This is a genomic window from Rothia endophytica (assembly GCF_039543885.1).
Taxonomy (GTDB): Bacteria; Actinomycetota; Actinomycetes; order Actinomycetales; family Micrococcaceae; genus Rothia; species Rothia endophytica.
The window spans coordinates 417,176-439,917 of sequence record NZ_BAABKP010000001.1; the positions used below are offsets into that span (position 1 = coordinate 417,176).

At 54.9% G+C, this 22,742-nt stretch carries 20 protein-coding genes; 12 read left to right on the forward strand and 8 right to left on the reverse strand.

Annotated features, from left to right (window positions below):
• Positions 1-28: 28 nt before the first annotated feature.
• From ABD982_RS01880 to ccsB, 8 genes are all read left to right on the forward strand, one after another.
• Positions 29-1,915, forward strand: a complete 1,887-nt coding sequence (locus tag ABD982_RS01880) for a FadR/GntR family transcriptional regulator (protein ID WP_345444026.1) — start codon at positions 29-31, stop codon at positions 1,913-1,915.
• A 259-nt stretch (positions 1,916-2,174) separates the two neighbouring features.
• Complete coding sequence (locus ABD982_RS01885) at positions 2,175-2,273, forward strand: 30S ribosomal protein bS22 (RefSeq protein WP_005504750.1); 99 nt, start codon at positions 2,175-2,177, stop codon at positions 2,271-2,273.
• Positions 2,274-2,346: 73 nt separating this feature from the next.
• Positions 2,347-2,601, forward strand: a complete 255-nt coding sequence (locus tag ABD982_RS01890) for a glutaredoxin family protein (protein WP_345444030.1) — start codon at positions 2,347-2,349, stop codon at positions 2,599-2,601.
• A gap of 75 nt (positions 2,602-2,676) precedes the next feature.
• Positions 2,677-3,366 carry a histidine phosphatase family protein gene (locus tag ABD982_RS01895; protein ID WP_345444033.1) on the forward strand — a complete coding sequence of 230 codons (690 nt, stop codon included), beginning with the start codon at positions 2,677-2,679 and terminating at the stop codon, positions 3,364-3,366.
• Between the two features lie 52 nt (positions 3,367-3,418).
• Entirely contained in the window at positions 3,419-4,027 is a 609-nt protein-coding gene (locus tag ABD982_RS01900; protein ID WP_251379330.1) for a TlpA family protein disulfide reductase, read from the forward strand.
• Complete coding sequence (locus tag ABD982_RS01905; RefSeq protein WP_345444039.1) at positions 4,020-4,772, forward strand: cytochrome c biogenesis CcdA family protein; 753 nt, start codon at positions 4,020-4,022, stop codon at positions 4,770-4,772. The genes ABD982_RS01900 and ABD982_RS01905 overlap by 8 nt, the downstream gene beginning before the upstream one ends.
• 32 nt (positions 4,773-4,804) lie before the next feature.
• A complete protein-coding gene (gene resB, locus ABD982_RS01910; protein WP_345444042.1) occupies positions 4,805-6,400 on the forward strand; it encodes a cytochrome c biogenesis protein ResB in 1,596 nt (531 codons plus the stop codon).
• 65 nt (positions 6,401-6,465) lie between these two features.
• The gene (gene ccsB / locus ABD982_RS01915) at positions 6,466-7,548 is read left to right on the forward strand and encodes a c-type cytochrome biogenesis protein CcsB (RefSeq protein WP_345444045.1); all 1,083 of its coding nucleotides are present in this window, start codon (positions 6,466-6,468) and stop codon (positions 7,546-7,548) included.
• A 381-nt stretch (positions 7,549-7,929) separates the two neighbouring features.
• Here the strand turns inward: ccsB and ABD982_RS01920 are convergent, their stop codons facing one another.
• The gene (locus ABD982_RS01920; RefSeq protein WP_345444048.1) at positions 7,930-8,340 is read right to left on the reverse strand and encodes a PLD nuclease N-terminal domain-containing protein; all 411 of its coding nucleotides are present in this window, start codon (positions 8,338-8,340) and stop codon (positions 7,930-7,932) included.
• Between the two features lie 95 nt (positions 8,341-8,435).
• On the opposite strand from ABD982_RS01920, the gene ABD982_RS01925 reads away from it, so the two are divergent.
• Positions 8,436-8,720 carry a DUF4229 domain-containing protein gene (locus tag ABD982_RS01925; RefSeq protein ID WP_345444051.1) on the forward strand — a complete coding sequence of 95 codons (285 nt, stop codon included), beginning with the start codon at positions 8,436-8,438 and terminating at the stop codon, positions 8,718-8,720.
• Positions 8,721-8,814: 94 nt separating this feature from the next.
• On the opposite strand, the gene ABD982_RS01930 is transcribed toward ABD982_RS01925, so the two are convergent.
• The 3 genes from ABD982_RS01930 to ABD982_RS01940 form a co-directional block, all read right to left on the reverse strand.
• Positions 8,815-9,732 (reverse strand): 1,4-dihydroxy-2-naphthoate polyprenyltransferase, encoded by a 918-nt coding sequence (locus ABD982_RS01930; RefSeq protein ID WP_345444054.1) that lies wholly within the window; start codon positions 9,730-9,732, stop codon positions 8,815-8,817.
• 117 nt (positions 9,733-9,849) lie between these two features.
• On the reverse strand, positions 9,850-11,109 hold the full coding sequence (locus ABD982_RS01935; RefSeq protein WP_345444057.1) for an AMP-binding protein: 1,260 nt from the start codon (positions 11,107-11,109) through the stop codon (positions 9,850-9,852).
• A 498-nt stretch (positions 11,110-11,607) separates the two neighbouring features.
• Positions 11,608-12,807: an alcohol dehydrogenase catalytic domain-containing protein gene (locus ABD982_RS01940; protein WP_251379322.1), complete on the reverse strand. Its 1,200-nt coding sequence runs from the start codon at positions 12,805-12,807 to the stop codon at positions 11,608-11,610.
• 298 nt (positions 12,808-13,105) lie between these two features.
• Here ABD982_RS01940 and ABD982_RS01945 point away from each other — a divergent pair, with 298 nt between their 5' ends.
• Positions 13,106-15,778 carry an excinuclease ABC subunit UvrA gene (locus ABD982_RS01945; protein ID WP_345444061.1) on the forward strand — a complete coding sequence of 891 codons (2,673 nt, stop codon included), beginning with the start codon at positions 13,106-13,108 and terminating at the stop codon, positions 15,776-15,778.
• 303 nt (positions 15,779-16,081) lie between these two features.
• Positions 16,082-16,618 (forward strand): type 1 glutamine amidotransferase domain-containing protein, encoded by a 537-nt coding sequence (locus ABD982_RS01950; protein ID WP_345444064.1) that lies wholly within the window; start codon positions 16,082-16,084, stop codon positions 16,616-16,618.
• A 288-nt stretch (positions 16,619-16,906) separates the two neighbouring features.
• Here the strand turns inward: ABD982_RS01950 and ABD982_RS01955 are convergent, their stop codons facing one another.
• The 4 genes from ABD982_RS01955 to gluQRS form a co-directional block, all read right to left on the reverse strand.
• On the reverse strand, positions 16,907-17,860 hold the full coding sequence (locus ABD982_RS01955) for a 1,4-dihydroxy-2-naphthoyl-CoA synthase (protein ID WP_345444067.1): 954 nt from the start codon (positions 17,858-17,860) through the stop codon (positions 16,907-16,909).
• Positions 17,861-17,958: 98 nt separating this feature from the next.
• Positions 17,959-19,455 (reverse strand): sodium/proline symporter PutP, encoded by a 1,497-nt coding sequence (gene putP / locus ABD982_RS01960; RefSeq protein ID WP_345444070.1) that lies wholly within the window; start codon positions 19,453-19,455, stop codon positions 17,959-17,961.
• Between the two features lie 202 nt (positions 19,456-19,657).
• Positions 19,658-20,599: an EamA family transporter gene (locus ABD982_RS01965; protein ID WP_345444073.1), complete on the reverse strand. Its 942-nt coding sequence runs from the start codon at positions 20,597-20,599 to the stop codon at positions 19,658-19,660.
• A 22-nt stretch (positions 20,600-20,621) separates the two neighbouring features.
• Positions 20,622-21,590, reverse strand: coding sequence for a tRNA glutamyl-Q(34) synthetase GluQRS (gluQRS, locus tag ABD982_RS01970; protein WP_425570026.1), 969 nt, complete (start codon positions 21,588-21,590; stop codon positions 20,622-20,624).
• Between the two features lie 199 nt (positions 21,591-21,789).
• On the opposite strand from gluQRS, the gene ABD982_RS01975 reads away from it, so the two are divergent.
• A complete protein-coding gene (locus ABD982_RS01975; protein ID WP_251379316.1) occupies positions 21,790-22,704 on the forward strand; it encodes an MBL fold metallo-hydrolase in 915 nt (304 codons plus the stop codon).
• Positions 22,705-22,742 lie beyond the last annotated feature (38 nt).

The window sequence follows — 22,742 nt, forward strand, 5'->3', positions numbered from 1 at the left end:
ACCCTCAGCAGAGAAATAACCCCGAAACATGCCTAAACATCAGAAGTTACTCGACTGGATCGAGAGCGAACTGATTTCACGTACCCTCCACCTTGGGGATCAACTCCCCGATGATAGGGAGCTAGCTCGCGTTATCGGTCTTAGCCAATATCAGATCCGTGAGAGCCTCAAGCACTGCGAAGAGATTGGTCTGCTGCGCCTTTACGTGGGTAAACGCAAAACCATTCTGAGCGAATTATTGCGCGAACCGGCAGTCTCGGCAGGGCCGGCTATCGGTCTTTCTCTAGCTAGCTCTGTTTCACCCCAGCGGGATCTCTTTCAGACCTGTCTGCTGTTGGAGTCACATGCTGTTTCAACAACTCCAGCACACCAGGCGGCCTACCCTGAGCTAGAGAGAATCCTGCAAAGGATGTCAGATCCGGCGACCAGCCTGAGCGATTTCCACGATCTTGAGGCAGATTTTCACATTCAACTCGGTCAGCTTTCTGGCAATACCCTTATCTCAGCGTTACTGGCTACGATGAGGGACTCCATGATAGAAGCGAGATTCGATCTGGTATCGCAGGTTCCGTTGTGGAGTGCCACGGCGACGCGTCTGCGCATGGAATACCGCGCAATTCTTGATGCCGTAAAATCCGAAGACCCGGCCCTGGCCCGCACCTTGCTCATCGCTAACCTCAAAGAGCGATTTGCTGAAGCCCAGGTCCCCTTAGATTTTGAAGCGCCAACCTCTGAGGGGCAGACTCTGAGCAGTAACCTGGTGCCGGTGGATATTGAAGATCAAGACTTAGTTCCTGAACAATGGGGTGGCCCCATTACCCCCGGACTCTTTGATGATTTACAGAATATTCAGCCCAGAGAAGCTGACCGCCATAAGCAACAGACCTTGCCCGAGTTCCGCGAAGAAAAGCCAGAGGGCTTCCCGGACGGTCAGGCAGCACAGGAAGCTCGTCAGGAACCTGAACCTAGAGCAGATTTCGTATCTGAGCCTCAGGCTACATCGACTAGTTCACTACCAGAAACTCTGGAGAACTCTGCCCCGCAACCACCTACCGTGCTGCGGGCTGTTCCCACGGGGAGCGCAACGCGCCGCCGCAAGGGGACAGTGAGCCCGGTAGTTCATGCAACCATCATTACACCCCCGGTCCGGCAACCTCTTGCTACCCGCGAAGAGGAAGGTCGCCAAGATGAGGGGCAGGCAGCGGCAAGCGCTCCCGCTTTTCGCGTGCTAGCTGATCAGCAAGATGAGCTGAACCGCATTGAACGTGCCCAGTCGGCGACAAAAGCCCGCCTGGCCGCTGCCGCTCAAAAACGGCAGGAAGCCCGTGAGCGCGCACAGGCTCAGGCGGCAGAAGAAAAAAGGTTGGCTGAACAGGAGGCCGAGCGTCAGACCCAACAGCGGGCTGAACTGGAGAGGGAAGCGCTGTCTCAGGAGCTTGAAGCTAAACTGCGTGCAGAAGAGCTAAGGCTGGCTGCTCTGTCTGCACAGCCTCAAGAGGCAGAGAATCAGCAGGAAGCAACCCAAGAAGAAGCGGAATCAAGCGAACACCATCAAACTCACGAATCCAAACCCAAGAATCGGCTCCACCCCGAGACTCCTACTCCAAGCAGAAAGCATTTTGCGGTCAGGGAATACTTTGGTTTTCTTTCCGCAGGACGTCGAAAACCACAGCCGGCGAAAGAGCTCCCAGCCTCCGAAGCCGGCCAGGCTGACGAGCACACCGTGCCAGAAGGGTACGAAGTTTTAGAGGAAAACCCTACTAGCTCATCCCAGCATGCGGAGGAGATGGCGTCTGCATCAGATACCGGTAGGAACACTGCTGAATTTGAACTGGCACAGACCGCAAACCCGCCCCAAGGGGGAGCAAACCGGCACCCGATGAAGAAAAAGAGGCAAAAGAGCCGTAAACGCTAGCTCTGCGCCGGCAGTGATTTTAGCCTCTCAAAACGAGAAAATGCTCTCATTCGCAGGTGAACAATGCGCGAAATGTGGGCATACCCTGTACTCTTGACTGAAGAGCGTTTTTTCACGCGCTAGGGTTATGTATGCCCAAAATAGCGTGTATTGGAGCGTTTATACCGGTATAACGCCCGGATAGCTACCGAAAGGCTTGCCGTGCGCGAGCATCGTTCGGCCGGGTATCGACCACTATTTAATAAGTGAGGTGAATCCGATGGGTTCAGTTATCAAGAAGCGCCGCAAGCGTATGTCTAAGAAGAAGCACCGTAAACTTCTTCGCAAGACTCGCCACCAGCGTCGCAACAAGAAGTAAATTCTTCACCGCGAGCCCCGCACAGTTTGTGCGGGGCTCGCGCTGTTTTAGCACCTAACGCTACAGTGGTCCTATGGCCACTCCCACGATTGAACTGTTAACCAAGCCCGGCTGCCACCTCTGCGAAGCTGCGCGGCAGACGACGGGTGAAGTTGCCGCCCGCTTCGGGCTGAGCTTTACCGAAACTAATATTGAAAATGATCCCCAGCTTTTTGAACGGCATCAGAATGAAATCCCGGTCTTGCTCATCGACGGGGAAGTCAAAGACTTTTGGCAGGTTAATGCTCGCCGCCTGACTAAGCTACTGGAAAAGAAACTGGCAGCCTGAAACCTGCTGGAGACGGGAGTAGTGATGAGGACGTCGCCGCTGGCACCGGCGCCTTATCTTTGAGACACTGGTGTGATGACTTCCTCAGAAAAAGCACCGGTTACCGTTCATCTCATGCGCCACGGTGAGGTTCACAACCCCCAGCGCATTGTCTACGGTAGGTTGCCGGGTTACCACCTGTCAGAGGCTGGGCAGAGGATGGTGCGGCTTTCAGCCGAAGAGTTTAAGCGCCGTGCTGATGCCGGTGCCAATATTGTGCATCTGGTCTGCTCTCCATTGACTCGCACTCAGGAGTCAGCTGCCCCTATTGAGGAGCTGCTGGGCTTGACCGCGGTGCACGATGAGCGTGTTATTGAGGCTGACAATTATTTTGAGGGTCTGCACGTCACCAAGGACGAACTGCTAAAGCACCCTGCCCACTGGCCGCACCTGCTCAACCCCCTGCGTCCTTCCTGGGGTGAGCCCTACCGCCAGCAAATGACCCGTATGGTCGAAGCTATTAAGGATGCCGCCCGCACCGCTTATGAGAAGGGTGGAGCCGGTGCTGAGGCGATTATTGTGTCCCACCAGCTACCTATTTGGATGGCACGTACTTCTGTTGAGGGTGGGCTGCTACCCCACGATCCCCGCAAACGCCAGACTAACCTGGCCTCTATTACTTCTTTGCACTTCGATGATATTTTCAGCCCCGGTACGCCGCGTCTGACCTACACTGAGCCTGCCGCTGAGTTGTACTCAGGTGTCATTCAGCTACCCGGGTCATAATAGAGCTTTGGCTAAATACATCGTCTAGTTTCACTGAAGAGAGCACCGCACCATGCCTTCACCGATCTCACCGCGTTTCAGCCGTAAACAGGCACTGAGCCTGGGCCTTTTGGGGGGCGCAGCTTTGCTGACCGCTTGCTCAGCTGATGAAGATTCACTGGCTGCTCAGGCTAATGCAGGAGACTCTAAAGGATATATCGCGGGCGATGGCAGCGTCACCGAATACGCTGAGGCTGAGCGCGGAGAACCGGTTGAGTTCGAAAACGAGCTCTTTGATGGCAGTACCCTGAGCGCAGCAAGCTTGCGCGGCAAGCCCGTAATGCTGAACTTCTGGTATGCAGGGTGCGCTCCTTGTCGTATTGAGGCCCCGGAGCTCAATTCTTTGCACCAAACTTTCGGCGATAAGATCACCTTCCTGGGGGCTAATGTGCGGGATGAAAAGGGTACGGCTGAAGCCTTCGAAAAGAACTTCGGAGTTGAATACCCTTCTTACCGGGACCTCAACGGCAAGGTGCTTCTGGGGTTGAGCAAGTATGTGCCGGCCCAGGCCGTACCCACCACCGTAGTTCTGGACGCTCAGGGTAGGGTTGCTGCACGCATCCTGGGGCAGATCGATCCCTCGATCTTGCGCACCATTCTTGAAGAGCAGGCGAATGCCTAACTTCGGGGACATCGTTCTAGACGGTTCGCTCTGGTTGGCGTTGCCCATTGCAGCGCTTGCCGGGCTGGTGTCTTTCGCTTCTCCCTGCGTCCTGCCTCTGGTCCCCGGGTACTTGGGGTACGTGAGTGGTCTTTCTGGCGCTGAGATGAGCCCGCGAGCCCGTACAGCCCGTACCGTAACCGGTATCGGGCTCTTCGTGTTGGGGTTCTCCTTTATTTTTGTGCTGATGTCAGTGGTATTGGCTCAGCTGGGAGCCGCTCCCTGGCTGCGAGGCCAGAGCTGGGTGAATCTGGTGCTGGGGCTATTGGTCATTCTCATGGGCCTGGTCTTTATGGGCCGCTTCAATTTCTTTCAGCGCGACCGAAAGATTGAGAAAAGACCGCCCGCCGGGCTCTGGGGAGCGCCTATCCTAGGCATCACCTTCGGGCTGGGCTGGGCACCTTGCATCGGCCCCACTTTTGCCGCTGTTCAGACACTTGTCTATACCGGTGGTTCTGATAACACCAAGGCGATTGCGCTCACCCTAGCGTATTGCTTGGGTCTTGGAGTGCCCTTCTTGTTAGTTGCCCTTGCAGTTAGTAGGGGAGTGAACACCCTGGGCTGGTTGCGCAAACATAAGCTAACCCTGCAGCGGCTAGGCGGGCTCATGCTCATCATCATCGGCGTTCTCATAGCTACCGGGGCATGGACCAGCATGATGTCCTGGTTCCAGGCCACAATGCCAGTCTATGAACTGCCCATCTAAACTTCACATTTCACTTACGCTCCAAGGAAACCATGGCTGATACTAAAGACGCTGTAGCGCTCGGGCCTCTCGAAATGCTCCGCTGGGCATGGACCCAGCTGACCAAGATGAACACCGCGCTCTTCTTGCTCTTGTTGCTCGCTATTGCAGCTGTACCCGGCTCCATCTTTCCGCAGCGCATTCAAGATCCCACCAAGGTCAACGACTACATCGAAGCGCACCCTACCTGGGGGCCGATTGCTGATTTTCTCCAGCTCTTTGATGTCTTCTCTTCCGTGTGGTTTGCCTCCATTTACCTCCTCCTTTTCATATCACTGATTGGCTGTGTGCTACCCCGAGCGGCAAAACACTACCGCTCCATGAAAACGCCTCCTGCCAGAACTCCCAAGAATTTTGGCAGACTACCCCAGCACCGAACCCTGACAATCCCAGCAGGTGCTGGAAATCTAGATGCAAAAAGGGCTATCGACGACGCTGCGGCGGTGCTCAAGAAGCGTGGCTACCGCGTAGAAACCCGTGAAGATGCTCCCGGTGTCTTGAGCGTAGGTGCTGAACGCGGTTACCTGCGGGAGTTCGGTAACATCCTCTTCCACGTAGCCATGATTGGTGTGCTGGTGGCCTTCGGCGCGGGCTCCCTCTTTGGTTACAGTGGGCAGAAAGTAGTGGTTGAAGGCGAGACCTTCGTTAACTCCCTTATTAGCTATGACTCCTTTGACCCTGGTACCAACTACAACCCTGACTGGCTCAACCCCTACTCTGCGACCCTAGATAGTTTTGAAGTTGCCTACGACCGGCAGGAGGGGTCACCCACCTACGGGGACGACATTGACTACACTGCTGAAATGACCTTGACGGACAGCAAAGGCGAAAGTAGCACTGAAACCCTGAAGGTGAATGAGCCTATCTATATTGAGGGCACCAGTATTTACCTCTTGGGCAACGGGTATGCCCCCATTGTTCGTGTAACCAATGATGATGGCAGCATCGCCTATGAGGGGCCCGTTGTGGGGTTGACCTCCGGCATGAGCTACCTTTCCTCCATCGTGCTTAAGGTGCCCGATGCTCAGCCCGGTCAACTGGGTTTTGTGGGAATGTTCCTGCCTACCGGTGAAACCGAGTACGGTGCACCCACCTCTATTGACTCAGATCTTTACAACCCCATGCTGGTGCTCCAGTCGTATACCGGCGACCTGGGGCTTGACGACGGAGTTCCACAGAATGTTTATGTGCTTGATGTTGACAGCCTAGAAGACCTCAACACCATGGCTAAGGGCAACGGTATTGTGCTCGATGGCTCTAAACCATCGGTACAACTCCCTGAAGGTCACGGCACCATTGAAATGCTGGGCGTCAAACGGTATGTGGGCCTTGAAATCCGCTCAGACCCCGGTCGCCCCATTGCGCTGGTCTCCTTTATTCTGCTCTTTATCGGTCTCATCATCTCTCTTTTCGTGGCACGACGCCGCGTCTGGGTGCGTGCCCACAGCAGTGGTGAGGGCGCAGACCGCGTGCTCACCGTCGAATATGCCCTGCTCGCCCGCGGTGAAGACCCGCGACTTGCGGACGAAGCCAACCGCTTGACTGACCTTTTTGCATCTGCATGGGGGTTAGAATTTGATGAAGCATAAACTAAACCACCCTGCTCACAGCGCACCGGCGTCCACTGCCTGCCTCCCCAACGAAATGAGTGACTATGCCTGAAATTAGCGAAAACCTTGCCCAATGGAGCGAGCTTTTCATGTACCTCGCCGCCGTTACCTACATGGTTGCATTTATCTCCTTCGCCTGGGACATCGCCTCTAACTCCCGCACCACTCTACGCCTTGAAGAGACACAGGTTAGGGAACGTGAGCTGGTGGGCGCAGGTGCGCTTTCAGGCTCTGCAAAGTCTGCTCGTATCAGCGGTATCGAGCAGGGGACCGGCGAACGAGGAATGAGCTATAAGCGCTCAGCAGCCAAGAAAATTGAGGCCCACGTAGCCGATGCAGATATGCGCTACACCGGTGCCCGCCGCCCGGCTGCCCGCGCCGCTGTGGTGATCCTGGGGTTGGGTGCTGCTATTCACTGTGCGGGTGTGCTGAGCCGTGCTCTTGCCGCTAACCGTGTGCCCTGGGGCAATATGTACGAGTTCTGCACCACCGGCGCTTTCTTGGTCGTCCTGGTCTACCTGATTGCCCTCACGTTCCGTGATTTACGCTTTGTGGGTGTGCTGGTTTCGGGTCTGGCGCTGACCATGATGACCGCAGCGACCATCGGTTTCCCAACGCCCGTGGGCCAACTCAAGCCCGCGTTGCAGTCCTACTGGCTGGTGATTCACGTGTCGATTGCGGTGCTGGCATCAGCAATCTTTACCATCACCTTTGCTATGGCAATTCTGCAGCTGGTGCAGACCTCACGCGAACGTCAGATTATTGCTGACCAGAGCACTCAGCTCACCCGACTTGGCTTTATGCGGCTGATCCCCTCTTCCACTGCCCTGGAGAATTTTGCGTTCCGCCTCAACGCTGTTGGCTTTGTGATGTGGACCTTCACCCTGGCCGCCGGTGCTATCTGGGCTGAAAAGGCTTGGGGACGCTACTGGGGTTGGGACACCAAGGAAGTATGGACCTTCATCATCTGGGTGGTCTACGCAGCCTACCTGCACGCCCGCGCCACCCGCGGTTGGTCCGGCCCTCCCTCAGCCTGGCTGTCTATCGTGGGTTATCTCTGCATTATTTTCAACTTCACGGTGGTGAACGTTTACTTCTCTGGCCTGCATTCTTACTCAGGTCTATAGGCGCTAGCGCTTACTAGAACAGTAAATACCCGCTGACCTTTGGTGAGGTCAGCGGGTATTCTTTCGGCCTGAGATCGGCTTAGGTATCTGGCGCGTTCTCGGGCCAGCCGGGCACGTCCCTTGGGCGTGATGCTGTATTCACGAGGTGCTGGGCCTCCGGTGCCTTCAATCTATTCAGCAGTGACGGCGCCAGCGTCCTCAAGCTTGGAGAGCGACGGGTAGAGTGAACCGTCTTTGAGCCTGCCAAAGCCCAGTTCTTCAAGACGGGCAGCATTTTAGGCTGCCATCGTTGCATAAGGACAGAAAAATACCCGCCTCATACAGCAGGCACCCACTATAGGGATACTTTAAAGACAGGGCGGGTGCTCTCAAACGGAGAAACTAGGGACGCTCACCGGGCTGGCTGCCACTATCTGGCTGCTCGTCGTCATCCTTATCTCGATGCTCTTCACTGTCACCGCGACCTGCTGCGCGATTCTGGCGTTCGCGGTCCTCGCGTTCACGCTTGGCGCGGGCCTCAAGAAAGCGCAGGTACTCGGGGTCATCATCCGGAGCGACCGGGGGCCTTTCAAGCGGTGCGCCAAAGGACCCGAACTTATCTTTGCGGGGCCGCCCAAGCCAGAACCAGAGCGCTGATCCCACCAGCGGGAACAAGAAAGTGATCGCTACCCAAACGCCCTTGGGCAGGGTGCGCACCTTTTGGCTCTCCGCTTGCGCAGCATCAAGAATTGCATAAATCCAGATTGCTAGTAGCAGTGCGCCACCGGTAATAATTAATATAACTCTACCCATACCTACCAGTGTGACACGAGAGCAATGTATAGGGCGGCTTTGTGCGCTCACAGCGTTGCCTGCAACACCCCGGGTGCGTCAGCTAGAATGAAACAGTGAATTTTCTGAAGTACACCATCATCCGTCTTGCCCTAGCTACTGCGGCTTTCTTTGTAGCCTATTATTTCGGTGCAGGGCTTTACCTGTCAATTCTTGGTGGCGCGATTATCGGCTTCGCCATCAGCTATTTGGCTTTCCCCAAACTCCATCTGGCAGCTGCTACCGATTTTAATGGCTGGTTCAAGCGACGCCCAGCCAAGAGCAAGGTTGAAGAAGAAAACCAGGCCTTTGAAGATGGGCTGGATGAGGAAGCCCGCAAACAAGAGGGCATAGATATCTAAGACCCGGGCATTTGTCCAAAGCGTACAGAGCTGTGCGACAACCTCAGAAAAAGGTGTACTGACAGGTGCACCTTTTCTGCTAGTGAATGAGGTTTTAGTAACCGGTGAAGACCGAAATCTGTTCGGTGAATACATCGAGCGGCGCCAGCGCCACAGCTAGGGCAGCAAGCAAGCTGTAAGCAAGCGCTACAAAGCCTGCCTGCTTCAAGATGGGGATTAGGGCAAGGCCGCGGGCACCAGATAGAACCGTTAGTGAGGAATGCAGCACCGGGCCAATCAAGATAAAGACCAGGGCGAACCAGGGGTTGTTGGGCACTAACACCACGATGAGGCCCAGCCCCAGCATCATCTCTGCCGCGTAGGTTCTGCGAGAGATAGTATCTCCCAGGCGGACGGCGAGGGTCCGTTTGCCGGCGTCGATGTCGGTGGGAATATCACGCACGTTATTAGCCATCAGCAACCCGCAAGAGAATAGGCCCATAGAAATTGCCAGCACGATAGATGTCAAGGTCAGGTGGGCTGTCTGGGTGAACATGGTGCCCAGAGTGGCGACCAAACCGAAGTAGATGAAGACAAAAACATCGCCCAGACCCATGTAGCCATAGGGGTGTTTACCTCCGGTGTAACCCCAGGCAGCCAGAACTGCTGAAGCTCCGATAGCAAGGAACCACCACTGCTGAGAAAGGTAGACCAGCCCCAGCCCCGCCAACATCGCTAGACCGAAGCAGATGAAAGCAGCCATCTTGACCGAGCGGGGGGAGGCTACGCCGCTGCCGACCAGGCGCAGAGGACCGACTCGAACCTCGTCTGTGCCCCTAATACCATCTGAGTAGTCGTTGGCGTAATTGACGCCCACCTGCAAGAAGAAGGCAACCAAGAAAGCGAGCAGGGCACGCCAGTGGTGCAGTTCGCCTACCTCGTAGGCGGCGGCTGACCCTGCGATGATGGGGGCAACGGCAAGGGGCAGGGTGCGAAGGCGTGCTCCTTGAATCCACTGTGCAACAGTTGCCACGTTATCTCGCTTCCTTTGATTACTGCCCCGGGTACCCGGGGCAGGCAAATACACACTATTGTCTCATTTTTTGCCTCTGGACGTGCACGATTGGCTGAGTAAGGCAGTTGGGGTCGCTCACTGTTGCCGGTGATACTGCTCAAGGTGGGAGGTGACGGTGGTTGGGTCTGGCTTTCCGGTGGAGAGCGTGGGGAAGTCGGTGTAGACCAGAGTGAGTTTAGGGACGGCAGCTTTGCCCAGGTGCTGGGTCACCAGATCAGAGAGCTGGGTGGCTAGCGGGCCCTGCGGGTCTAGAGGCTCTGGGTTTTCTGCCCCCGGGTGACTGTGGCGCAGGGTTAGAGCTGCTACGAGAGCCTGCCCCCAGCGGGCGTCCGGCAGACCAACAACTAGCGCCTCGCGCACAGAGGAGTGAGTTTCAAGCAGACGAGCCAGCACCCCGGCACTTATTTTAAGGCCTCCGGTGATGATGGTGTCATCAGCTCTTCCTAGCACCGTGAGTGAGCCTGTGAAGGTGCCGCGGTCATCAGTTTTGTACCAGCGGGTGCCATCGGGGCCCGTAAAGAAATGGGCAGTAGTGCGTTGCGGGTCATCGAGGTAACCGGACGCTAGGGTGGGGCCACCCAACCAGATACGGCCGCTACCAGATGCGGCGTCCTCCTCTGTTTCTGGTTCGATCTGCACCTGGACGCCGGGCAGGGGAGCTCCCGAGTAGACACAGCCCCCAGCGGTTTCAGCGCTGCCGTAGGTGGTTAGCACCGGCACTTTTAGGTGCAGCATCTGCTCAAGGAGGGCGGCGCTTGCCGGAGCACCGCCTAACAGCAACGCGTCAAAGCTACGCAGAGCATCCAAAATCTCACTGCTCATCTGGGGGTTTCTCTCCGCTGTCTCCAGTAGCTTATGCAGCTGGGTGGGCACTAGCGATGTCATTCGGTGGTGGGCGGTCAGCGCGCTGGCACTGCTCACAAAGTCTTGCGCGCTAAAAGGTCCACCGCTGCTGATGGATTTAGTAAGTACCGGGGTGGTGCCCGCTAAGGCTGACCGCGCCACAACCTGGGTGCCAGCAACGTAGTGCAATGGCAGAGCCAGGAGCCACTGAGCGTTATCGGTGCTTGTGAAGGCTTCTGTAGCTCGTGCTGAAGCGGCCAGGGCGGCAGTAGTGAGTGCGGTTCGTTTAGGGGCTCCTGTTGAACCGCTGGTGCTCACTACCAGTGCAAAATCGTCCGGCTGGCTATCGAGTTGACTGAAACTGGTGGTGAATTTTCCCAGTAGCTCGTTGGCATCCACATGACCGCTCCCACCAACCACCGCCGTCTGCTCGGTGAAGCGTGCATCAGCGGAGGACGGCGCAGCAACGGAGTTGAACTGAGAGATAAGCATAGGGTCAGTTTACGCTGGCGTCCTTTAGATGCTTGGTGGCTACAGAAATTTATTCACTCAACCAACAAGAGGGATCAACTGTATCCACGTCAGTCATCGTCACCCACGCGTCCCTAGCGGTGTGCCTCAAGTGACTGAGCGAGGTGTTTTCCTCCAAGAAACATTGAACACCATATTCTCGTGACAGAGCAGGCTTGCAAAAAATGACGCAACCTATATGCATGCTGGTGGGGGAGAAGAACTCTTCTTTAACCTTATATACCGTGAAGTTTATTTAACTGTATGGATCAGCGACTGGATTTATTGACCTTGGCTAATAAAGGTTTAAAGTAAGCCGGTCTTGCCACCCCTATCAGGGGCAGCAAGACCGGCAGGGCACCTGCGGATGTGAAGGTGGTAAACGGGTTCATCAATTCACGCAGGGCAGTGGTGGAGAGGGGTGTTTTCAGTGGTGCCAGGGCACCCTTAATGAATACCTCTCCTTCTCACAGAATTTATTTACCGAGCGGCAGGAAGACTGCCGTGGGGGTCAATAACATACTTCAATGCCGAACCCTTATCGAAATCTGCATACGCTTGAGGCGCCTCATCCAGGCTGATGACCTTGATGTTGAGCAAATCTGAAAGATAAGGCATACGATCCCACAAGATTGACATCATCAGATCGTAATTGTAATGCATAACAGGCGCCTGACCACCGGAAATACGAGGTGACTTGATCCAAGCATCGCCGAAGTTGAGGGAGTAAATACCCTCGCGCTCAGCAGGAACTGGAGACTTAGGATTAGCCCCGTAAACACCTACGATACCGGTTGCTCCACCGGGACGAGTCGCATCCAAAACCTGGTTGATAGCATAGGATGATTTGGTCTCTTCAGCCTCTTGACCCAGCCCGTGTGCCTCATTACCTACATAGTCAACTGCGCAGTCAACATAGGGAGTACCAAGGATAGCTTCAATCGCATCGTTGAGTGAGTCAACCTCAGACAAGTTAATGGTTTCACAACCATTACGGCGAACCAGTTCTAGACGATCTTCATAGTAGTCGCCCACGATGATGCAAGATGCGCCCAGCAAACGAGCAGCAGCAGCACCACAGCGACCTACTGGGCCTGCACCTGCAATATAAACAGTTGATCCAGCCTTCACACCAGCCTCCATGAGACCATGGAACGCGGTGGGCAAAATATCGGAAAGTACTGCTAGGTCAAGAATTTTCTCCATCGCCTGATCCTTGTCAGGGAAACGAAGAAGCTGGAAGTCAGCGTAAGGCACAAACATGTATTCTGCCTGACCGCCTACAAAGCCACCGAGGTTGAATCCATATGCGGCACACGAAACCTCGGGATTAGTGGTCTCACATACTTCTGTGCGTCCGTTGCGGCAGTTACGACAACGACCACACGCTACGTTGAAAGGTACAGAGACGATGTCGCCAGGCTTGAGGAACTCAACATCTGAACCGATTTCTACAACTTCACCCGTCATTTCATGACCCATCACCATACCTTCGGGTACAGGGAATGAGCCACGGTAAATATGCAAATCACTGCCACAGATATTGGTAGCAAGTAGCTTCACGATTACACCGTGGGGAGCCTTTTTGCCGTTAGGCATTTCTAGCTTAGGGAATTCAAGGGTATCCACGCGCATATCTTTTACGCCGTGGAATACTACTGCACGGTTTTTATCTGTCATGATTTTTCCTCACTGCTTTTTTCCATAAAAAAGCTCTTAGGGTAAAAGCTAAAGCGTTAGAGGACAATGATCTCTCGGCAGAGCGAGCATCTCATCGGTTCCATATTACTTTTAGCTCTTCAGTAACCTTAGCATAGTGATCCCAGACCAAAAACTTCACCCCCCCCCAGTGAAAGAGAAGAAAAAAGTCGAGGTCTACGAATCCTCTAGGGAGGCAGTAAAGTGGCAAGCGACAAGAAATCATAACGATTTTGAGGCTGCATGTGCCTCCCACAGAAGCGATTGGTCAGATTCATCTATGAGCTATTTACCCGAATCCCCCACAGATAAAGAAACTTATATCCAGCCAAATGTTCAAGTATTGGGCGCACGTCAAAATAACCTGCGTAATGTCGACCTTTCTGTGCCCCGGGACGCTCTCGTAGTCTTTACCGGTGTTTCAGGATCAGGTAAATCTTCCCTTGCCTTTGGAACCCTTTATGCAGAATCGCAACGCCGTTACCTAGAGTCAGTGGCCCCCTATGCCCGCCGTCTGATTGATCAAGCGGGAGTGCCCGACGTCGATTCCATTACAGGGATGCCCCCCGCTGTCGCTCTACAACAACAGCGAGGCGGACAAAACTCACGATCAACCGTTGGTAGCCTCACCACCATCTCAAGCCTGGTTCGTATGTTGTATTCACGCGCCGGCCACTATCCAGAACATCAGAGCATGCTCTACGCAGAAGATTTCTCTGCCAATACCCCGCAGGGTGCATGCCCTGAATGCTATGGAATTGGCAGAGTATATGAAGTGCCCGAAGACCGCATGGTTCCCGATTCCACCAAAACCATCCGCAACCGAGCCATAGATTCTTGGCCTACCGCCTGGCACGGTCATCAGCTTCGAGATGTGTTGGTGGCACTTGGATACGATGTGGATGTCCTCTGGAAAGATCTCCCCAAAAAAGATCGCGACTGGATTCTTTATACGGACGAAACGCCTCATGTGCCGGTCTACTCGCGTATGACACTTGCTGAGGCTCAAGCGGCTAAAAAAGCGCAGGTTGAACCCTCCTACAGCGGCACATATGTGGGCGCAAAACGCTATGTGCTTGACACTTTTGCCAATACTAAAAGTGCCTCCATGAAACGCAAGGTAGCGCAGTTCCTCACATCCATCCCTTGCCCCGCCTGCCACGGCAAACGCATCAAACCAGAGGCCCTCTCCGTAACCTTTGCAGGGTTAGATATTGCTGATTTTTCCCAGATCCCTCTCTATGATCTAACCAATCTTCTTGATAAAGCTGTTGAAGATGCTTCACGCAACATCTCACCGAATGCAGATGAAAAAGAAGCGATGGGGCAAGGGTTGCACCAGACAACGGAAGCAGAAGCTACAGCGTCGGTCAGTCACGCAAGTGAACCTGCTGCTGAGAAAGAACCGGAAGCTTATAAGGCTCCACCCCAGCCTGTTGAAAAACTTGCCGCTACCTCTCGGTTGGCCGCTGGCCTCATTGAGCGGATTCGCCCCATCATTGACCTCGGCTTGGGTTATCTTTCTCTCGATCGGATGACTCCCACCCTCTCCGGTGGTGAACTGCAACGTTTGCGCTTAGCCACTCAGCTGACGTCTGATCTTTTTGGTGTGGTCTACGTATTAGATGAACCTTCTGCTGGACTACATCCTCAAGATACCCGTGCGCTTCTTAGCGTTCTTGACGGACTCAAAGCACGGGGAAATAGTCTGTTTGTGGTGGAACATTCTATGGAAGTAATCCAACATGCTGACTGGATTGTAGATGTAGGACCAGGAGCTGGAGAACATGGGGGTCAAGTCCTTTACAGCGGTGAAGTTGATGGTTTAGCCCGCGTTCAGGAATCCCTTACACGTGGCTATCTCTTCGGAGGCAGTGGGCTACCACCGCATACTCCTCGGAAACCCGAGCAGTGGATAAAACTTTCTGGAGTCAGCCGAAATAATCTTCATAACGTAGATGTAGACATTCCTCTAGGTGTTCTTACAGCAGTCACAGGTGTTTCAGGTTCGGGGAAGTCTAGCTTAATCAGCCAGTGCCTACCTCAGCTGATAGCTGATCGCCTAGGTAAAACGCGCCCGGTAGATGAAACATCCGTCGAGGGAGATGAAATTTTAAGAGCCGAGCAGGCCCCTGAGACGAAGGGAGCTGTTGAAGGCGACTTAAGCGGTATACGCCGTGTGGTTGCCATCGATCAGAAACCTATCGGGCGAACCCCTCGTTCCAATATTGCAACCTATACAGGGTTCTTTGATCAGGTACGACGACGTTTTGCCGAGACTGCAGAAGCCAAACGTCGTGGATATAAACCGGGTAGATTTTCCTTCAATGTAGCTGGTGGACGCTGCCCCACCTGCGAAGGTGAGGGGTCGGTGATGATAGAGCTCCTCTTCTTGCCCTCGGTGTATACAAAGTGTCCAGACTGTCACGGCACTCGTTATCAGTCGAGCACCTTGGAAATTCTCTGGCGTGGTAAGAATGTGTCCCAAATTTTAGAAATGAACGTGGAGGAAGCTCTGGTTTTTTTCGACGGCGAAGTGGATATTAAGCGTTCATTGGCTGCGTTGAGGGATGTCGGCTTGGGGTATCTGCGTTTGGGTCAGTCTGCGACTGAGCTATCTGGTGGGGAGGCTCAGCGCGTTAAACTAGCCACTGAATTGCAGCGGGGACAACGCGGTGACACTGTGTACGTACTTGATGAACCCACTACAGGCTTACATAGTTCTGATGCTGACCGTTTGATGTCTCATCTTCAGACTTTAGTTGATTCTGGTAATACTGTCGTGATGGTCGAGCTTGATATGCGAGTTATTGTAGCTGCGGATTATGTGATTGATATGGGCCCGGGCGCAGGAGAAGAAGGCGGTCACATCGTGGCCGTTGGCACCCCAGCGGAAGTTGCGACTTCAACAGAAAGTGCTTCGGCACAGTTTTTAGCAGCGGCCTTGAAGTAAGAGTGGACTCATGGTGTAGAAAACGTATCGATAAACCTTCTAATTAATAACCCTTTTTAACATAAACCTTCTAATTAATAAACCTTCTAATTAATAAACCTTTTAAACTGAGTACCGCATCGAACGTTATTAGCTGCTTTGCTCTCCCAGATTTATCTGGGGGCCGTGAAGAGAGGTGAGTAACATCTGTTTATTATGTTAGCCAGATGCGCTAACTGCGAAAAAATCTTGTATATATCCCCCTATACGAGTAATGTTAAAAAAATAAGTTTTTAGAGTCTCACTAGATTTAAGGAGCACATCATGGTTGACCTTAGCAACAAAAAAGTACTTATTCTCGCCAGTCAGGGCGTAGAGCAGGTTGAGCTTACCTCACCTCGCGATGCACTTAAAGATGCTGGCGCGCAGGTCTCACTTGCAGCACCCGAGGGTAAAGAGTTTCAGGGCATGAACGGTGACTGGGAGAAGGCAGATACTTTCACCCCCGATCTCGCACTGGCAGACGTCAACGTTGAAGAATTCGACGCACTGGTACTCACCGGCGGCACCCTCAACGCTGATGCAATGCGCATTAACCCTGAGGCTCGCTCCATCACCGTTCAGTTCTTTGAGGCAGAGAAGCCCGTTGCGGCAATATGCCACGCACCCTGGTTGCTCATCGACTCCAACAAGGTAGAAGGCAGGAAGCTCACTTCCTACACTTCCGTCATGCTGGATCTTCAAAATGCTGGCGCCGATTGGGTAGATGAGGAAGTAGTTGTAGACGGCAACCTCATTACTAGCCGTAATCCTGGCGACCTTGAGGCGTTCAATAAAGCAATCATTGGTAAGTTGAGCTAATCCTTTTTGGTATAAGTTTTCATATTACGATACGCAGGTAGGGAAGAGCCCGGTTAGCTTTGCTGGGAGGTTCTCTACTTGCGTATTGTTATATGCTTAGTGCCCCTTACGCATGGCCAAGTCGAACTTATACAGAACCAACTTTCTGAACTGCTAATCGAGAAAATCTGCCGACAACGTCTCACTACATACCCTACGGAACGTAAGCTATCTAAAAAGTGGGCGCCAGTGCCGTTTTCTCACCTGAAAACAGTACTGACGCCCACTTGTTGTGTGAAATCCAATAATCTAGAAGTAGTAGGGGTAGCTCTCCCAGTTGGGGTCGCGCTTCTGCAAGAAAGCGTCGCGGCCCTCTACCGCTTCATCGGTCATGTAGGCCATGCGGGTTGCCTCACCAGCGAAGACCTGCTGGCCCGCTATGCCGTCGTCTGGCAAATTGAAAGCGAACTTGAGCATGCGAATTGCCTGAGGGGACTGGCGGGCAATATGCGCCGCGTACTCTAGGCCCTTGCGCTCTAGCTCCTCGTGGGGAACAACATCGTTCACAGCACCCATCTCGTACATGCGCTGAGCATCATATTCCTTAGCCAGGAAGAAAATTTCGCGGGCAAACTTCTGCCCGGTCTGACGCGCTAGGAGAGCCGAACCGTAACCCGCATCAAAAGACCCCACGGTCGCATCGGTCTGCTTAAACTTGCCGTACTCCGCTGAAGCGATAGTCAGGTCCGCTACCACGTGCAGGGAATGGCCGCCACCCGCGGCCCAGCCCGATACCAGTGCCACAACAACCTTGGGCATGGTGCGAATCAGACGCTGCACCTCAAGAATATGCAGACGACCAGCCTTGGCCGGATCAATGCTATCCGCATTCTCACCCTCGGCATAGCGGTAGCCATCACGGCCTCGAATACGCTGGTCCCCGCCGGAGCAGAACGCCCAGCCACCGTCCTTGGCGGAGGGTCCATTGCCGGTCAGCAACACGGTGCCCACGTTAGAGGTCATACGCGCATGATCCAGCACCCGGTAGAGTTCATCAACGGTGTGGGGGCGGAAGGCGTTGCGCACCTCGGGGCGGTCAAAGGCAACGCGCACGGTGGGTAGGTCGCGCACAACGGCGCCTACCTCATCACGCTCAACCTGGCGGTGGTAGGTGATATCGGTAAGGTCTTCAAAACCTTCCACCAGGCGCCACGAGTAGGGGTCAAAAATGTCAGATACTTTTTCAGGAAGAGCGTTAGTCATGCTCCCTAGTCTAGCTTTCAGAGCATACAAAAGGACGCCGGTGGGCAAGCCGTTTTATTAGCCTGCCCACCGGCGTCCTGTCGGTTTGAGCTCTCAGTCTAGCGGGTGAGTGCCACCGCGCGATCGAATTCTTCGTTGATTTCAGCAGCCTCAACAGAGTTCGCCTTGTAGGTGACCAAAGAGACCACTACAGCGACCACCAGGTTGATGATGAAGCCGGGCACAATCTCGTACATAGCCGAGTACAGTGCTTCGGTGTTGCCCCAGACGAAGACGGTCACTGACGCCGCGATGAGACCTGCGATAGCACCCCAGGCGGTGAGCTTGCGCCAGTAGAGCGAGAGTAGAACAATCGGACCAAAGGCGGCACCAAAGCCGGCCCAGGCGAAGGACACCAGTTCAAGCACCGAGGACTCGGGGTTCATGGCTAGCAACGCTGCAACCAGCGAGACAGCGAGAACGCCAGCCTGGCCCAGACGAAGGGACACTTTGCTAGAGAGAGTCCTGTGCGAAACCACCTTGTAGAGGTCCTCTGCCAGCGCTGATGAACAGACGACCAGCTGGGAGGACAGGGTGGACATAATGGCTGCAAGAACTGCGGCGAGAATAAAGCCAGCAACCAGAGGGTGTAGCAGAATCTGCGCTAGATCCAAGAACACTGATTCTGCTGAGGTGGTGTCGGTGAGGGTGGCTTCGGGGTGGCGGGTGAAGTAAGCCAGGCCGATGAGGCCCACGGACATAGCTCCAACCATGCTCAGGATCATCCAACTGATGCCGATACGGCGGGCAATGGGGGCGTCCTTGGGGGAGCGTAGTGCCATAAAGCGCACGATGACATGTGGCTGCCCAAAGTAGCCCAAGCCCCAAGATGCCGCTGAGATAATACCGAGTGCGGTGGTGCCGGCAAAGAGCGACAGTGCCTGGGGGTTCTGGGCGGTAACGGTGGTGTAGAAGTCGTCCCAGCTCCCTACATAGAAGAAGGCGATGATGGGCATGGAAATCAGTGCGGCAAAAATGAGTAGACCCTGCACGGTGTCGGTGTAGGAGGCGCCCAGGAACCCGCCGAAGAGAGTGTAGAGCACGGTGATGCCGGTGACCAGGAGCATGCCGGTGAGGTAGTCACCACCGAAGGAGGACTGGAAGAACTTGCCGCCAGCTACCATGCCGGAAGAGGCGTAGAAGGTGAAGAAAACCAGAATGATGATGGCTGCAACAATGCGTAGGATGTGGGTTTTGTCGCGTAGGCGGTTGCCGAAGAAGGCTGGGACCGTGACTGAGTTACGGGAAACCTCGGTGTAAGTGCGCAGGCGGGGGGCTACGAGCTTCCAGTTGAGCCAGGCGCCAATGGTTAGACCGATAATGATCCAGGCTTCAGAGAGGCCCACCATGTACATAATGCCCGGGATACCCATGAGTAGCCAGGCAGACATATCGGATGCGCCAGCTGAGAGCGCAGCGACGCCGGGCGTCAGCCCTCGGCCGCCGAGTACGTAGTCGTCAAGGTTGTTGTTTTTGCGGCTTGCCCAGAAGCCGATTGCGATCATGGCTGCAAAATAGATTGCGAGCGCGATGAGTTGGAAGGCTGTATCGCTCATGGGACTCCCTTGTAGACGGTGCGCAGGGTGTGCTCTCTGCTAGTGCACCGGATAAGTGTGTAGAGCTTCTAAAGTACATCATGTAGTTTTTGTAACTCTTTATGCTCTCAATTAATGATATGTGGGTCAGCTTACACGCTTAGGGTTGAGGTGACACTAATACGGTGTAAATGCACCCTTTCGAATGCCCTCCACCTATCGTTCAGCTCTGCTTACCTTTTGGTGGGGTGGACATCACCGGAAGCATTCCGGTGTGCGCTGTGAGGCGGATAGCTGAGCGGTTAGTGCTCCAGACGATGTAAGCCCCAGAGGCGGCAATAAGGGCAATGCCCGCATAAGCCCACCAGGAGAGCACTTCGCCCAGTAGTGCAGTGCCAGCAATAGCGCCAATAACAGGGTCAATGGAGAAGAGCACTCCTATTACCGCGGCGCTGGTGAGCTGACCGGCGATATTATCTGCCGAGTAGGCAAGCGCTACCCCAAAAACCGCTGTCATTGCTAGGATCAGCCAGGCTCCTGCATCCAGCCGGCTCACCGCAGGGATGGCAAGAGGAAGCTGCATCAGGGCTGATACCCCGAGTGCTAGGGTGGTGCCGCGCAACCCGGCTGTCGCTGGCGAGACCGTACCCATACGTGCTGAGTAAAGGGTGTAGCCAGCCATGGACGCTGCTGAACCAAGCGCCCAGAGAAAACCGATAGGAGCAGCGTCCCCCGCCATGGTGGGGGCAGCAATCATGATGACCCCGGCCAACGCAAAAAGGGCGAAAAGCCCGTCTCGCAGCTGACGCACTCCAAGAAGTGCCACCAGAAAAGCCCCTAAATACTCAAAGGTAACGGCCACACCTAGCGGAATGAGAGCAATAGCGTTATAAAAGCAGATGCTCATAAGGGTCAGCACCGCCCCGTAGACCACCACCTGCACCCAATCCTTGCGGCTGAGCTTCAGCGGGTTGGGGCGCACTAAGAGCAGCAGGGTAACGGCGGCCAGTAACGCTCGCAACGCGGCAACTTCGGTCGGTGTAAAGGCCCCGAAGAGGGAGGAAGCCAGGGCGGCAGTACACTGAATACCCAAGGAACCCGCCATAATTAACAACAGCGCGGCAGTGCCCCTGCGGTGCTGGGGAATGCGGTCGGTCAGGTTCACGGGGTACCCCCTTTCGGGTAAGTTAGTGGCTGGTGAGTGGGTCGGCCACAATCCAGGGCTCCTGGCGAATCAGAGCTGGTGAGAATACTTCAAGCATCTGTTCCGCTGTTTCTGGCAGATGGGTCTGACCCTTGTTATCGGTGACCGGGGGCAAGGGAAGAGAGGCTGCCATCATACGCATAATTTGGCGGGTGCTGACTCCTGCCTCCCGGAGATCTGCCAGCGTCACCGCGCCATCGCGCTTAGCAAGGCGCGCACCACTACTGTTAAGCGCCAGGGGTACGTGGGCATAGAGAGGGGCTTCTACACCCAGAAGATGAGCCAAATACGCCTGACGTGGTGCGCTGGGCAGCAGATCATCCCCGCGCACTACCTCGGTAACACCCTGGAAGGCGTCATCGATGACGCAGGTGAGATTATAGGCAAAAACCCCATCGCCCCGAACCAGCACGAAATCATCCACGGTATCGGTGTAGTGCCCGGCAAAGCGGTCGGTCACCTGCCAGGATGACGCTTCGGCTTTGAGTCGAAGTGCCGCCGGTCGCTGCGCTCGACGTGCTTCTCGCTCTGCCTCGGTGAGACTACGGCAGGTGCCGGGGTAGGCCCCCGGAGCGCCGTGCGGTGCCGTTGATGCTGCCTGAATCTCTTTACGGGTGCAGTAGCACTCATAGACCAAACCAGCTTGGTTCAGTTGTTTTACGGCGTCCTCATACGCCCCTAGGCGGCTGGATTGATACAGCACCTCGCCATCCCAGTTCACACCCAACGCGGCGAGGTCAGCCAGTTGGCGCTCGGCTGCCCCCTTTTTGACTCGGTCAAGATCATCCACGCGCATCACAAAACGCCCCTGAGCGCTACGGGCCATCAGCCAGGCCAGAAGAGCAGTGCGCAGGTTACCCAAGTGTAAGTCACCTGAAGGGGAAGGTGCATAGCGGCCGCCATAGGGGCGTGATGCGGGTACTGATAATGGAGAATCTAACACGCTTCCCAGTGTAGTGGAGGGGTGAAAACAGCTAAGCCTATAGGCCCACTTGATGCCGTCTCTAACTATCATCATCGCGTGCTTTTCCCCACCAAAACACGCTGATGAGGGAAAACTCTCCGTTTAGTGATGGTTAGCCTCAAGAAACCGATGCACACAGTGCACTTTTAAGGTAAATAGGGCGAAGATTTCCAGTAACTTTAGAAGTATGGCTAGAACTATTGAAATTGCCGACGGCATTTATCAGATTTCCACTGATAACTACCGTCTCAACTCCGGTCTGATCGTTGGTGCTGAGCGTGCCATGATTGTTGACACCGGTGCTGGCCCGCGCCAGGGTGCCGAAATTCTGCGCGCCATCAGGCGTATTACAGACCTTCCCCTGGTCGCGGTGAACACCCACGCTCATTTTGATCGCTTCATGGGCAACGCTGTTTTCAAAGCAGACGGTGTCACTGATTTTTGGTCCCACCCCCGCGCAGGCCGCGCCATCGAAAAGTACGGGGACGCCCAACGCCCCTACGTCGAGGTGCTAGAACCCGAGATGGCGCATGCTCAGGGCCCCAACACTGAGCTTGTGCCCCCCACCCGCTTCCTGCCCGGTGATGGTACCCGCCCCGCCTTTACCCGCGTCGAACTGGGTGAACGTGCTATCACCCTCATATACCTGGGGCTTGCACACACCGACAATGACATTTTGGTGGGCGTCGATGACGTTCTCTTTACCGGTGACATCGTGGAGCAGGGCTCGGACCCCGCCTTCGATGACTCCTTCCCGGAGCTCTGGGTCAAAACCCTTCAGACGCTAGTGGGGCTGGATCGCTACCGCATCTTCGTGCCCGGCCACGGCACTCCCGTGGAGCGTACCTTCATTGAGCGCATGGCAGAAACTATGCAGGACGCCATCCAGAAAATTTCTGAATCGGCACTCACCCGCGTGAAGGGGGCAACGACTGCCTCGATGTATCAGCTACCCTACTCAGGTGGCTCTACCCGCATTCTGCTTGATCGCTTGCAGAAGCTGCAGAGATTTGAAGAGCAGGGTCAGCCCCTTGCCGCCGTCAACTTTGATGCCACTGAGCCTTCAGGACTCACCGGGCCCATTACCCTGGGCAACGGCTAAAGGCTAGTACAACAATAGAGGGCGCTGGCTCTCCTTCT

Bases quoted from the DNA above. Each gene is read 5' to 3' on its own strand.
- ABD982_RS01880 (WP_345444026.1), top strand. From the start codon at position 29: ATGCCTAAACATCAGAAGTTACTCGACTGGATCGAGAGCGAACTGATT.
- ABD982_RS01885 (WP_005504750.1), top strand. From the start codon at position 2,175: ATGGGTTCAGTTATCAAGAAGCGCCGCAAGCGTATGTCTAAGAAGAAG.
- ABD982_RS01890 (WP_345444030.1), top strand. From the start codon at position 2,347: ATGGCCACTCCCACGATTGAACTGTTAACCAAGCCCGGCTGCCACCTC.
- ABD982_RS01895 (WP_345444033.1), top strand. From the start codon at position 2,677: ATGACTTCCTCAGAAAAAGCACCGGTTACCGTTCATCTCATGCGCCAC.
- ABD982_RS01900 (WP_251379330.1), top strand. From the start codon at position 3,419: ATGCCTTCACCGATCTCACCGCGTTTCAGCCGTAAACAGGCACTGAGC.
- ABD982_RS01905 (WP_345444039.1), top strand. From the start codon at position 4,020: ATGCCTAACTTCGGGGACATCGTTCTAGACGGTTCGCTCTGGTTGGCG.
- resB (WP_345444042.1), top strand. From the start codon at position 4,805: ATGGCTGATACTAAAGACGCTGTAGCGCTCGGGCCTCTCGAAATGCTC.
- ccsB (WP_345444045.1), top strand. From the start codon at position 6,466: ATGCCTGAAATTAGCGAAAACCTTGCCCAATGGAGCGAGCTTTTCATG.
- ABD982_RS01920 (WP_345444048.1), bottom strand. From the start codon at position 8,340: ATGGGTAGAGTTATATTAATTATTACCGGTGGCGCACTGCTACTAGCA.
- ABD982_RS01935 (WP_345444057.1), bottom strand. From the start codon at position 11,109: ATGCTTATCTCTCAGTTCAACTCCGTTGCTGCGCCGTCCTCCGCTGAT.
- ABD982_RS01940 (WP_251379322.1), bottom strand. From the start codon at position 12,807: ATGACAGATAAAAACCGTGCAGTAGTATTCCACGGCGTAAAAGATATG.
- ABD982_RS01945 (WP_345444061.1), top strand. From the start codon at position 13,106: ATGAGCTATTTACCCGAATCCCCCACAGATAAAGAAACTTATATCCAG.
- ABD982_RS01950 (WP_345444064.1), top strand. From the start codon at position 16,082: ATGGTTGACCTTAGCAACAAAAAAGTACTTATTCTCGCCAGTCAGGGC.
- ABD982_RS01955 (WP_345444067.1), bottom strand. From the start codon at position 17,860: ATGACTAACGCTCTTCCTGAAAAAGTATCTGACATTTTTGACCCCTAC.
- putP (WP_345444070.1), bottom strand. From the start codon at position 19,455: ATGAGCGATACAGCCTTCCAACTCATCGCGCTCGCAATCTATTTTGCA.
- ABD982_RS01975 (WP_251379316.1), top strand. From the start codon at position 21,790: ATGGCTAGAACTATTGAAATTGCCGACGGCATTTATCAGATTTCCACT.